Origin of the sequence: Snodgrassella sp. (genome assembly GCF_024103505.1) — a bacterium.
GTDB classification, from domain to species: domain Bacteria; phylum Pseudomonadota; class Gammaproteobacteria; order Burkholderiales; family Neisseriaceae; genus Snodgrassella; species Snodgrassella communis.
On record NZ_JAGGIJ010000005.1, the window covers coordinates 28,781 to 41,278 of the forward strand.

Consider the following 12,498-nt stretch of genomic DNA (forward strand, 5'->3'; position numbering starts at 1 on the left):
GAATACAATCATCCTAAACTAAGCGTTAATTCAGCCTGAGCTGAATTAACGCTGACTACCATCATCTAATTGTGCCTGCAACTTGATAAGTATTAGTCATAAACATATTTCAGCTCATATTATCCAACGCAAACAGCTCAGTACCATACTTCTTCAACCATAAACGTGCATTAGCTGTTTCGGTAGTATATTCAGCCACCATCGCCCAAAATGCCTTACCATGGTTAGCATGACGTAAATGACACAGCTCATGAATGCAAACATAATCCACGACAAAAGCTGGCGCGCCAATCAAGCGCCAGTTTAAGCGGATACCAGTACGACTGCGACACACTCCCCAAAAAGTACGCGCCTGACTTAAAGCCATTGCCACTGGCTGTAATTGCATTATCTGCGCCCAATATTGCAAGCGTGATAATAATTCAGTTTGAGCGCGCTGCTTTAACCATGTACTTAAAGCTATCTGCGGTAATTGCACATTCGCCAGTGGCAATAAAAATCCTTGCTGCGCATCCCATTGCACATTAGTAAGCACAGCCACCTGCGTATAAGAATAAGTCTGACCACGAAACCAGATGTATGCAGGTAAGGCTGTTGATATTTGTAACGCCTGTTGCCATAACTGCTTAATAGAAAGCTCATTAGTATTTAACCAATGATACAATGATTTCTTTGATACAAATGGAGGTACATTGATATCAAGCAAACCGCGCGCAGCTGAACGCACAATAATATTTTTCCGCGCAGTACGCCTCAGCTTCAACCTGATAGCACAGCCATCCGCAGTTGTATGAATAAACACTGACATAACAACTAATCTGTCAAAACATCATGAAACAATAATCGTAATACAGACAATTATTTTTATAGACCAATACTAAAACGCGCTGATATTTTTGGACACAACAGCATCACCACACCCGAATCAGCCGCCGACATTGCCAACATTATATCTTTACCAATTGAGATACCAGTACTCCGCCCTGAATGCTATCCATTACTGGCTGTACAAATAAATTCATAACCACCTGAAAAACAGTCCGTTAATGCTGCACCAGTGGTGTAGGTGTTTGCGGATTTTGCGGTGCGAACGGACCAACACCTTGAATTATAATCTGCTGATTTTCTATCCACTGTTCACAAAGTTTAATTAACTCTTCTGGGGTCTGAGCAGCATCATAATGAATAGGCGTGCCAATCACTACAGTTACTTTACCCGGATATTTCAAAAAAGAGTCTTTCGGCCAGAATTCACCACTATTCAAGGCCACAGGCACCAGATGCATATGCAGCTGCTGAGCCATACGAGCTGCACCCTTTTTATAATACCCGCGGTATCCGGGTTTAATCCGTGTACCTTCCGGAAAAATACAAATCCACATACCTTTTTGATGGCATATTTTTCCCTGACTGATAATCTGAGCATTCGCCGCTTTAGGATTCTTGCGATCAATCCCTATTGTGCCACGCCATTTTAATGCCCAGCCAAATATCGGGATACGAAAAAGCTCACGTTTAGCAACAAAGGCCAGATCCGGAAAAAAGGAAAGCATTGCCAGCGTTTCCCAGCCAGATTGATGTTTACAGCAAACGATAGCCGGTTCATGCGGGATATTTTCCCGCCCGATTACCTCATATTTCAGACCAATAACGTGTTCCAACATCCAGAATAGCACTTTTGCCCATGCAGTAGTCGTCCATGTCACACCTTTCGGAATGAGCATAGAAATAAGCACCACCTCCAGCCATAGCAGCGAAAATACACATAGAACAAACCAGTAGATCAAATTACGTAACAGCAACATGTATATTATTCCTCGGCTGCCTTTTCAGCCTGTGCACGACAAAATTTAGCAAAGTCCAGCAAATCGTCATATACCTGCGTATCATCTGGTAATTCTTCCAATTTCAGCGTTTCTTTGCCCTTCCCTGTTAAAACAAGTACCGGATGCCCACCAATGGCTGCTATTGCTTGCATATCGCGAATGCCATCCCCTACCAGCCATGTATCCTCAGCCTTTATATGCAAACGGTCGATAATATCCAACAACATACCCGGCTGGGGTTTGCGACAATTGCATTTGGCATTACGGGTATGCGGGCAAAACCAGATTCCGCTTAAGCGACCGCCAGCTTTTTGAATATAAGTATGCATTTTGCCATGTACTTCATTAAGCTGCTGCATACTTACCTGACCACTCCCGATTCCGGACATATTCTCAGCTATAACTACGGTGTACCCACTTTGAGTTAAAAAAGCAACAGCATCCATACTACCGGGTAAAGGATGCCATTGGTCTGGATCGCTGATTGGCTGCGGCTGCATTACATTCAGTACACCATCACGATCTAGAATAATTAATTTTCTTTTTCCACTCAATGCCATAATCATCCTTACTGAGTAGGCTTCAGACTTTGACGCCACTTAATCAGAGCGCTATCAAAAACACTGTCAAGCAGAGCCTGATTTTCATCATTTATTTCCACATGATAAAAACTTTCCAGAACCGGTGTATCCAGCGTTTGTACATAGTCTTCCATAAAGCGGCCATAGCCTTCCTCTTCATCCTCATAGTAATAAAGCGAAAAGCGGCGTCCTTCATCATTGAAATCATTGTCTTCCAGACAGCCTGCCATATTATTCAGAACAAATTCTGCGCCACTCATTACCTGTGCCTTTAACGCAGACATGTCTTCTTCTGCCGCTTCATCCCATTGTGGATTATATAAACCTCGGCGCACAATCCATGACCAGTAATAGCCCATATGCGTGGCCGCATTTGCCAAGCTCAATGCTGGCGGATAATCTTCCTCTGTATGAAAAATTACATTATCGAATATCATAATTTGGCTCTCATTCACCATAAGAACGGGCTATAAAACATATCTTACTCATTAAGCAAAGCAATGTCGGCTACCGCATTCATCTGCTGTGACAGAAACACTAATAAGGCCAAGCGATTATTTTTAATCGCTTCATTCTCATCCATTACCATCACATTAGTAAAGAATGTATCTACTTTTTCCTTGATACCGGTTAGCTCCGCCAGTGCCTGAACAAAATTCTGCTGCTTCATGGCAGCCTGAATTTTTACTGCTACCTGCTCAGTTGCCTGATACAGATTCTGCTCGTCCTGTTGTTGTAAAAGTGCAATCTCAATAGCAGGTAATGCAGAAAAATCAACTTTTTTGAGCAAATTGTGCACACGCTTGTTCGCGGCTATTAATGCAGTAGCCTCAGCCAGTTGCTTAAACTGAGTTACAGCTGCCAGCCTCGCTTCCACCTCACCCAGATTATCAATCTTACCAGCCAGCACAGCGGCTACTACATCTTGCGCATAGCTATTTTGTAACAAAATAGCCAAACGTGCCTGCATAAATTCGGCTACTTCACCAATTGTATTGGCAGCCAGTTTACCAACAGGAAAAGTATCAAATGCAGCCCGTAATAATGGAGCTAGTGACAGATTATGCTGCATCAGCATTCGCAAAATACCCAACGCACTACGGCGCAGTGCATACGGGTCTTTATCTCCGGTTGGAATAAGCCCGATACCCCAGATACCCACTAAAGTTTCCAGTTTGTCTGCAAGTGCTACTACCGTTCCGAGTAAATTATCCGGTAAGGCATCATTGGCAAAACGCGGCCAGTAATGTTGTTCAATGGCCACAGCCACGTCTGCATCTTCACCATCATGCAGGGCATAGTATTTGCCCATCGTACCCTGTAATTCAGGAAATTCACCAACCATATCAGTAAGCAAATCCGCCTTAGCCAGTTCGGCCGTTCTGGCTGCCTTATCAATATCAGCACCCAGCAACGGAGCAATTACCTTAGCCAGCTGGATAATGCGCTGTACTCTTTCCGCCTGACTACCCAGCTTATTATGATAAACAACATCTTGTAAACGGGATAAGCGACTAGCCAGAGAAGTTTTCTGATCCTGACGATAAAAGAATTCAGCATCTGCCAGACGTGCGCGTAATACACGTTCATTACCCTGAATAATATGAACCGGATTTTCTGTCTGTAAATTGGATACCAGCAAAAAACGGTTAATCAGCTTGCCTTCGCTATTTAACAGCGGAAAATACTTCTGATTCTGCTGCATGGTTAAAATCAGACATTCCTGTGGTACTTGTAGGAAACGCTCAGCAAAACCGGCCTGTAACACTACCGGCCACTCAACCAGTGCCGTTACCTCATCCAGCAAACCTTCAGCATAGGCCACTTGCGCATGCAACTTCTCTTCAGCCTCATTCAGTCCCTGTTTAATACGGGCACGACGTTCAGCAAAACTGGCAATAACTTTACCCTGCTCCATTAACTGCTGCGCATAGTCTGCTGCATGGCTGAATACAATTCTGCCCTCACTCAGGAAACGGTGACCTAATGTCCAGTTCTGGCTGCTTAATCCCAATACACTACCCGCAACCGTCTCAGCACCATGCAGCATAACCAATCCATGCACTGGCCGAACAAAGGTATCCGTACTGCTCCCCCAGTGCATCACCTTAGGAATAGGCAGTTTTTTAATCGCCAGATTCAGAATATCGCTTAATAATGCACTCAAGGGCTGGCCAGTCTGAGTATACTCATAGGCAAACACCATCTGTTTGCCATCATCAATCTGACTAAGCTGACTAATTTCTATCTGATTACTGCGGGCAAACCCCTGCAAGGCTTTAGTAGGTTCACCATCTTTCATGCCCGCTGCCACACTCGGGCCTTTTTTTACTATGCGCTGATCTGCCTGTACCGGTTTAACATTCTGTATCAGCACACCTAAACGTCTGGGCGACGCAAATACCTCATAATCAGCCACACCACTGATCAGCTGAGCTTTCTCCAAACCTTCAACAATACCAGCAGCCAGACTTTCACCCAGATTATTCAAGGCTTTTGGCGGCAATTCTTCAGTACGCAATTCAATTAATAAAGGAGCATTCATGCAAGTATTACTTTCATTTTGTTCAGGCTGTGTGGCCGTTTGTATTCTTTTTCAATAACGGGAAACCAAGTTTTTCTCGGCTTTCCACATATTTATGGGCAACCGCTCGGCTTAAAGCACGCACACGACCAATATAAGTGGCACGTTCAGTCACAGAAATGGCACCGCGTGCATCCAACAAATTAAACGTATGCCCAGCCTTAAGTACCAGCTCATAAGCAGGCAGAGCCAGACTCACATCCTCCACAGCCAGCAGACGTTTGGCTTCTGCCTCATAATGATTAAACTGCGCCAGTAACCATTCAGCATTACTGAACTCAAAATTATAAGTAGACTGCTCAACCTCATTCTGATGATATACATCACCGTAAGTCACAGTCTGTCCGTCCTGAGTTTTGGCCCAAACCAGATCATAGACGTTTTCAACACCCTGTAAATACATGGCCAGACGTTCAATACCATAAGTAATTTCACCCAGAACTGGTGAGCAGTCCATGCCACCTACCTGCTGAAAATAGGTAAACTGAGTTACTTCCATGCCATTGAGCCATACTTCCCAGCCCAGCCCCCAAGCACCCAGAGTTGGATTTTCCCAATCATCTTCAACAAAGCGGATATCATGCTGACGCGGATCAATACCCAGTTCCTCCAAAGAGGCCAGATATAACTCCTGAATATTATCCGGTGACGGCTTTAATGCCACCTGAAACTGATAATAATGTTGCAGACGATTCGGATTTTCACCATAGCGACCATCCTTGGGACGGCGCGACGGCTGCACATAAGCTGCAAACCAGGGTTCAGGCCCCAGTGCGCGCAGACAGGTGGCCGGATGGCTGGTACCTGCTCCCACTTCCATATCCAGAGGCTGCAACACCACACAGCCATGACGGGCCCAGTAATTTTGTAGAGTAAAAATAATTTCTTGGAAAGTCAGCATGAAAGGAATTTTCTGATGATATGCAAAATTACCTATTTTACTGTGCTTGCCAGCAGTTGAACAGACGCCATCACATTTCTAAATAAGTTCACACACTAATAATAAATCAAAAAAATCCTTGCAACTTCCGGCTAGCAGTGAAACGATAGCCTTTTCATTGATCAAATCTACTTTCTCAAACATGTATCATGGCGAACGCTTCAACGCATATTCTCACCTTATCGGTTTTATCCTCGCCATCGTTGGCACAGGATTTCTCCTAATTAAATCGGTACATTATGGAGATATTTACCGCATTGTCAGTTCTGCCATTTATGGTGCCAGCCTGATACTTCTTTATGGCATATCCACCCTGTATCACTCCACTCATTCGCACCGAGCCAAGGCCGTGCTGCAAAAATTCGATCACTGCGCCATTTATCTGCTGATTGCTGGCAGCTATACACCTTTTACCCTTACCACATTGAACGGCGGCTGGGGCTGGTCATTACTTGGCATATCGTGGGGACTGGCAATATTTGGTATTATTCAGGAAGTGACTATTGGACGCAAAAGTGAAACGCGCATCCTGTCACTGATTCTTTATCTGATTATGGGCTGGCTGATCATCATAGCCATCTATCCGTTAACACAGCGCATGTCTTCACTAGGTCTATTCTGGCTGACTAGCGGTGGGCTGGCATACAGTATCGGCATCTACTGGTTCATTAATGATGAAAAAATCCGCCATGGTCATGGTATCTGGCATCTGTTTGTTATACTTGGCAGTCTGGCGCAATTTATCTGCGTTTACGCCTATATCTGAAATATCAATATACAAACGCTAATTGTCTACCTGAATCATTTAGCATTAATAGAAAGAATGAAAGTGAAGATATACCTGAAAACCTTGCTTGTTAGTCTGTGCCTGCTTATTCTGGCAGCCTGTAGTGGCGAAAAAACCACGCAATCTGCCGCTTCATCTGCGCAGACGAAAAAAGAAATTATTATTGGCACTACCGTGGGCGATTTTGCCGACATGGTGCGCGATCAAGTAAAGCCTGAATTAGAAAAACAAGGCTATAAAGTGCAACTATTGGAATTTACCGATTATGTTCGCCCCAATCTTGCCTTGGCGGATAAATCCATAGACATCAACATTTTTCAGCATAAGCCATATCTGGATGATTTTGCTCAGTCGCGCCATCTGGATATCATACCAGCCTTTCAGGTTCCTACAGGCCCTTTGGGTATATATGCCGGTAAGCTGAACCAACTGGATGCAGTAAAAAGCGGCTCCAGCGTTTCTGTTCCCAATGACCCCTCCAATCTGGCTCGTGCGCTGGTTATGTTGGACAAACTTGGCTGGATTACCCTGAAAGCCAACATTAATCCACTTAAAGCCTCACTGGCCGATATTGCCGGCAATAACAAAAACATTAAACTGGTACAACTGGAAGCTGCTCAATTACCCCGCTCCCGTCACGATGTGGATTTCGCAGTGATAAATGGCAACTTTGCCACCAGCTCAGGCTTAAAATTCACATCAGCATTGTTCCTCGAACCCGGCTACACCTACGTTAACTGGGCGGCAATCCGGGCTGTTGATAAAGACAACCAGTGGGTAAAAGACATAACCGCTGCTTACAATTCAGATGCATTCAAGCAGTATGCGTTCAAACGTTTTGCTGGTTACAAATATCCTGAATCCTGGGGCGTACAGGACACTCAATCCGCATCTACACCAGCACGATAAGCAACTGTATCTGCCGTGAACCAGCATTTCGTTATTTAGAGCATTAATAACGAAATGCTTTTACCCAAGCTGAGATAAGCATGAAGCCGAATAATTTTACCTCCAGTAATGAGCTGCCATTAAAGCAGAAAATCAATCTGGAAACTGCACGTATCAATTGGTATGAACTCCAACCTTATTTTGCTCGTGGTAGTTGTATTTACGTTGCACCAGAACTAGATTTAGTCAATATTGCCCATATGATAGCCGCAGACGACAGTACCACCATTGCACTTTTGATACATGAAGGTAAAATTAGCAAAGTCAGCGATATCATGGCACAGCAATATTTTGATTGTAACCAGCCAATGTGGGCAGTTGTGGTAAGGCCATATGTGCTGATCCAGCCAGACAATGCTATTGTCAGAAGCAAATAAGCCAAAAGCACTTAACACAAGCATTTATAATTGAAAGAGAACATTATGCCACGTCACAATCAGGGCTTTACGCTCATAGATATGATGATTACCGTCACCATTATTGCCATATTAGCCGCCATTGCCTATCCAACCTACAATCACTTTATCATTAAAGCTCGGGAGCAAGGTGCTCGTGCTGATCTAGTACAAAACGGCAGCAAGCTGGAGCGATTTTACGCTAAAAACAAAACATTTAATGGTTATACGGATCAGATGCTTGAGCAAAGTAAAAGTACAACATATTTTACCCTCTCTGGTACCTACAATTCCAGCAGCTATCGTCTGATGGCCACACCAACAGCCGCCAATAGTGGTGCAACTAGACTGGTTGTTTATGACAGTATAGAGGGTATGTTTTTATGCGATGATAATCAGCAAACAGAATGCAATCCCTATTAAATCTGCACACATGCATTCTACCTGAGAACATATAGCTAGAAGAAAGTGCATCATTTCAGCAAAGCATTTACCTTGATGAATTTGCAACTACTCTTCAAGTTATAACAGTTGGTGCAGCCTTACGAAAAAAGCTATATTCAAACGTGTTGTTTCAAGAAAGCAATTAAATTTCTCACCAGAAAATAAAGAGCAGACATATGGATATGCTGAAATTTATCTTGTTAATATCAACTACATTAACACTGACCAATTCCGCAATGGCGGCCAGCAATCAGCATTCGGCAGACAATGATGGGTTTGATGATGCCGAAAGAATCATCGTTCGGCTGTACAATCAGCAACAACAAATTGAAAAAGAAATCGACAAATTAACTGCTTCGTTTTTTGAGGATAATAATCAGATTGGGCGGTTTAACAACTGTAAACTGCCAGATTGTCATCAATACAGTGAAACTACATCTTTCCGTCTTGACCCGAATCAAAATTTTACATATCAGAATCAGGTTAGCAGAGATGGTCTGAGTAAATCTATCAGCCGTAGTGGCAAATTTAACCAGCATAAAGGTAAACAGACACTAATACTGAATAATGCAGATGGCCAGCCAGAACTGTATCTGTATCATTAAATTCCCAGAAACTCAGCATGACATTTATCAATAAATAGCTGATTAAATAAAAAGGCAATGAAAATATCATTGCCTTTTTATTTAAGTCCTTATCAGGTAAATTTTATTTATGCTTATGTTTGGACGAATTCACATCTGAGCGTTCAATTATCTGATCTAATTTGTAAACATACTCAGTGGCAGTGGCATCATCTGTAGCACCAGCCGGTTTTACCTCATACACGTTCAAACGTAATACCTGACTTTCTGCCGGATTGAACTGCCAGCCGTCAATCGTACCGGAGAAATTACGCCATACACCGGTTTTAACCTTCACACCCTGATCATTATAAGAAACTTCACGAACTTTAAGGCATTGAACTGCGCCATTATCCGTCTGACAGGTTTGTGTTTTCGGATTTATTTCCCAGAATACCACCGTAGGTTGACCATACTGAGCAGTAGCAGTAGGCACACCACGCCAGAGCAGATGTTCACCGCGCCGGTTTTCTATCCACAACTGTGGCTGTGCATTCTGGGCATTTTCTGTATTAAGCAATCCGGCATGCAATTGCTGGTCATTCATAAAAGCAATCAGTGCAGTATCCTGTGCCATTACATCAGGAGCACAGGCTTTCATAGTACTCATTGGTGCCCGAATCTGCATATCCTGTCCGCTTAACTGGTAAGCAGAACCAATATTATTACAACCACCGGAAACATTCAGTTGCTGGCCAGTAAAACTCAGCTTTAAGGCTGAATTCGACTTAAAATTGGCTAATGGCCGGCCATGCCGGTCAGCAGCTTCTACCAGCTGCCAGTCATAAGCACCTAATTGCTGCACACTGGCAGTACGCATATTAACTTTATGGTTAGATGTATGTGCACAGGCAGCAAGACCACCGGCAATCAGGGCAGTTACCACCATTTTTTTAATACTCATAATTATATCCTTGCTTTAACGACGCAACACTTGCACATTAAAATAAATCTACGCATAAAACAACTATCATGTTTTATATAAATGGAAGATTAGCTATTATGCAACAACCACCGCAAATTTAGGAGAATCAGTATGCAAATCGGCATCATCATTGTCGGCGATGAAATTGTAAATGGTTCGCGTCAGGACAGTCATTTTGTTTTTTTCAGACAATTACTTCAGCAGCATGGTCTATACATGGCCTGGGCACAGTATTTACCTGATGACCGCGCGATCATCAGCCGACAGTTAGTGCAGTCATTTAAAGAAAAAATACCTGTTTTTGTCACTGGCGGGATAGGAGCCACACCAGACGATCACACTCGTCAGGCCTGTGCTGATGCTTTAAACCTCCCATTAGTACCTCACCCCGAAGCCTTGAAAACGATTGAAGTTATCTCAGCAGAACATGGCGACAAACTAGACAGTCCTGCTCATTTACAACGGGCAAAAATGGCCGATTTTCCTCTAGGAGCAGCACTGATTCCGAATCCATTTAACAACATCGCCGGTTTTTCAATCCAAGAACATTACTTTTTACCCGGCTTCCCCAAAATGGCACATCCAATGGCTCAGTGGGTATTAGACCAATATTACCGGCAGAACTTTTTTCAGCATAAACTGGACACTAAAGCCGCATTAGTTGACGGCATACCTGAATCGCGAATTGTGCCACTGATGGAACAGATTGAACAAAACTGGCCGGGTATCAAAACTTTCAGCTTACCCACCATCCGTGAGGATTTACCAGCTAATGAACAAATACATCAATACCGGCTGGAATTTGGTTTGAAAGCCTGGGGTAAAGACTGCGCCATGCTACCAGAAGTCTGGGAAGACGCAGTACAGAAACTAAAACAGCTTGGAGCTACAAAAATTATCTTACTGAATAAAAGCAGTGAAGGCTAAAGTAGACAACACATAGACTCTGCATCGGGATAAATCCTGTAATTTATAGAAAAATTACCTGTTCAAATGCTAAAAAAAAGGGTTTAAAACTATGTCTATCGCGCTGACAGGCTGAAAAAACCATACTTTTACCTCTTTACATGCAAAATGGTTTTTTATTTGCGTTTCATTTGGCAAACAACTAGAATTTCAGCACCTTAAAGTAGTATCTGATTTTGCGGTTAGCGGGATACCAGTATATAACCGGCCGATAGCATACCGATTCCATTAACCGCGCACCTTAGCAACAGGTATAAATTTATTCATGATAACACTGAACAAATACAATTTTTCTGCCGGTCCTGCAATATTGCCAGAGGCCGTATTACAAACAGCTCAGGCTGAAATGCTGGATTATAACGGTATCGGTAGCTCAGTCATGACCATGAGCCACCGCTCAGATGCTTTCATCAGTATTCTGTACCATGCCGAACAGGATTTGCGTCAACTGCTGCATATTCCGGACAATTATAAAATATTGTTTATGCAGGGCGGAGCAAGCGCTCAATTTAACATGGTAGTCATGAATCTGGCCAATGGCTTTAAACGAGTTGATTCAGTGGTTTCCGGCAACTGGAGTCGAATTGCACACAGCCAGATGGGCAAACTTTCCAATGCGCAGATACATTTAGCAGCACATGGTGGTGATTTATATAACTACACCGACGTGCCCGCTCCCGAAAACTGGGACGTTGACCCAAATTCAGCCTTTGTCCACTATTGCATTAATGAAACTGTACATGGTCTGCAATACCGCAATATTCCTAAACCAGACGGAATGCCACCGATAGTATGTGATATGTCGAGTGAAATTCTTTCACGACCGATTAATGTTGCCGATTTTGGTGTTATCTATGCCGGTGCTCAGAAAAATATCGGCCCCTCTGGAGCAACCATCGTTATAATTCGCGAAGATTTACTGGAACGCTGCTCCGACCGAATACCTGATGTATGGAATTATCAAAGTCATATCAGCCGTCAAGGAATGTATAACACTCCCGCTACCTATCCGATTTATATTTCCGGTCTGGTTTTCCGCTGGCTACAGGCTCATGGCGGAGTGGAACAAATGCAGGCACTCAATACCATGAAAGCAGAAACCCTGTATTCTGCTATAGATAGCAGCAATGGCTTTTATATCAATCATGTGAAACAGCAAGCCCGTTCACATATGAATGTCATTTTCCATACCCCAGAAAAAGAACTGGACAAAATGTTTGTGCAGCAGGCTAATGCTCATGGATTATGTGCACTCCAAGGCTATAAATCGATTGGTGGAATGCGTGCTAGCATTTACAATGCCATGCCTATTCAGGGTGTCGAAGCACTGGTAAATTTCATGCGTGAATTTCAACGCCGTTACGGCTGATTTATCTGATTTGCCTTTCTACCGGTATAGCAGCAATCTGTTATACCGGTTTTCTGTTCAGCCTTAAAAAAAATCGTATTGTCTACGACAAAGCCATTAACAAATTATTT

Annotated in this window: 14 protein-coding genes; 7 read left to right on the top strand and 7 right to left on the bottom strand. The window is 43.3% G+C overall.

The annotated features are described in order from the left end of the window. Positions 1 to 109: 109 nt before the first annotated feature. The 6 genes from J6578_RS06265 to glyQ all read right to left on the bottom strand — a co-directional run bounded on the left by J6578_RS06265 (position 110) and on the right by glyQ (position 5,892). Positions 110 to 808 carry a M48 family metallopeptidase gene (locus J6578_RS06265; RefSeq protein ID WP_287954126.1) on the bottom strand — a complete coding sequence of 233 codons (699 nt, stop codon included), beginning with the start codon at positions 806 to 808 and terminating at the stop codon, positions 110 to 112. A 235-nt stretch (positions 809 to 1,043) separates the two neighbouring features. Continuing rightward, the gene (locus J6578_RS06270; protein WP_239427724.1) at positions 1,044 to 1,805 is read right to left on the bottom strand and encodes a lysophospholipid acyltransferase family protein; all 762 of its coding nucleotides are present in this window, start codon (positions 1,803 to 1,805) and stop codon (positions 1,044 to 1,046) included. A gap of 5 nt (positions 1,806 to 1,810) precedes the next feature. Next, positions 1,811 to 2,386 carry a D-glycero-beta-D-manno-heptose 1,7-bisphosphate 7-phosphatase gene (gene gmhB, locus J6578_RS06275; protein ID WP_037407802.1) on the bottom strand — a complete coding sequence of 192 codons (576 nt, stop codon included), beginning with the start codon at positions 2,384 to 2,386 and terminating at the stop codon, positions 1,811 to 1,813. Positions 2,387 to 2,394: 8 nt separating this feature from the next. Then, a complete protein-coding gene (locus tag J6578_RS06280) occupies positions 2,395 to 2,844 on the bottom strand; it encodes a DUF7832 domain-containing protein (protein WP_239364079.1) in 450 nt (149 codons plus the stop codon). 44 nt (positions 2,845 to 2,888) lie between these two features. Further along, positions 2,889 to 4,952: a glycine--tRNA ligase subunit beta gene (gene glyS / locus J6578_RS06285; protein ID WP_287954127.1), complete on the bottom strand. Its 2,064-nt coding sequence runs from the start codon at positions 4,950 to 4,952 to the stop codon at positions 2,889 to 2,891. Between the two features lie 22 nt (positions 4,953 to 4,974). Beyond that, on the bottom strand, positions 4,975 to 5,892 hold the full coding sequence (gene glyQ, locus J6578_RS06290) for a glycine--tRNA ligase subunit alpha (protein ID WP_093090810.1): 918 nt from the start codon (positions 5,890 to 5,892) through the stop codon (positions 4,975 to 4,977). 181 nt (positions 5,893 to 6,073) lie between these two features. On the opposite strand from glyQ, the gene trhA reads away from it, so the two are divergent. The 5 genes from trhA (at position 6,074) to J6578_RS06315 (ending at position 9,110) form a co-directional block, all read left to right on the top strand. Continuing rightward, the gene (trhA, locus tag J6578_RS06295) at positions 6,074 to 6,697 is read left to right on the top strand and encodes a PAQR family membrane homeostasis protein TrhA (protein WP_100150435.1); all 624 of its coding nucleotides are present in this window, start codon (positions 6,074 to 6,076) and stop codon (positions 6,695 to 6,697) included. Between the two features lie 57 nt (positions 6,698 to 6,754). After that, entirely contained in the window at positions 6,755 to 7,627 is an 873-nt protein-coding gene (locus tag J6578_RS06300; protein ID WP_287954128.1) for a MetQ/NlpA family ABC transporter substrate-binding protein, read from the top strand. 80 nt (positions 7,628 to 7,707) lie between these two features. Beyond that, positions 7,708 to 8,043: a DUF2288 domain-containing protein gene (locus J6578_RS06305; protein WP_239364086.1), complete on the top strand. Its 336-nt coding sequence runs from the start codon at positions 7,708 to 7,710 to the stop codon at positions 8,041 to 8,043. Positions 8,044 to 8,088: 45 nt separating this feature from the next. Continuing rightward, a complete protein-coding gene (locus J6578_RS06310; protein WP_287954129.1) occupies positions 8,089 to 8,484 on the top strand; it encodes a type IV pilin protein in 396 nt (131 codons plus the stop codon). Positions 8,485 to 8,681: 197 nt separating this feature from the next. Next, entirely contained in the window at positions 8,682 to 9,110 is a 429-nt protein-coding gene (locus J6578_RS06315; RefSeq protein ID WP_287954130.1) for a hypothetical protein, read from the top strand. A 103-nt stretch (positions 9,111 to 9,213) separates the two neighbouring features. Here the strand turns inward: J6578_RS06315 and J6578_RS06320 are convergent, their stop codons facing one another. Further along, on the bottom strand, positions 9,214 to 10,032 hold the full coding sequence (locus tag J6578_RS06320) for an META domain-containing protein (RefSeq protein ID WP_287954131.1): 819 nt from the start codon (positions 10,030 to 10,032) through the stop codon (positions 9,214 to 9,216). A gap of 132 nt (positions 10,033 to 10,164) precedes the next feature. Here J6578_RS06320 and J6578_RS06325 point away from each other — a divergent pair, with 132 nt between their 5' ends. Continuing rightward, positions 10,165 to 10,980 (top strand): competence/damage-inducible protein A, encoded by an 816-nt coding sequence (locus J6578_RS06325; protein WP_287954132.1) that lies wholly within the window; start codon positions 10,165 to 10,167, stop codon positions 10,978 to 10,980. 304 nt (positions 10,981 to 11,284) lie between these two features. Continuing rightward, complete coding sequence (serC, locus tag J6578_RS06330; protein WP_093090269.1) at positions 11,285 to 12,388, top strand: phosphoserine transaminase; 1,104 nt, start codon at positions 11,285 to 11,287, stop codon at positions 12,386 to 12,388. Positions 12,389 to 12,498: the final 110 nt, after the last annotated feature.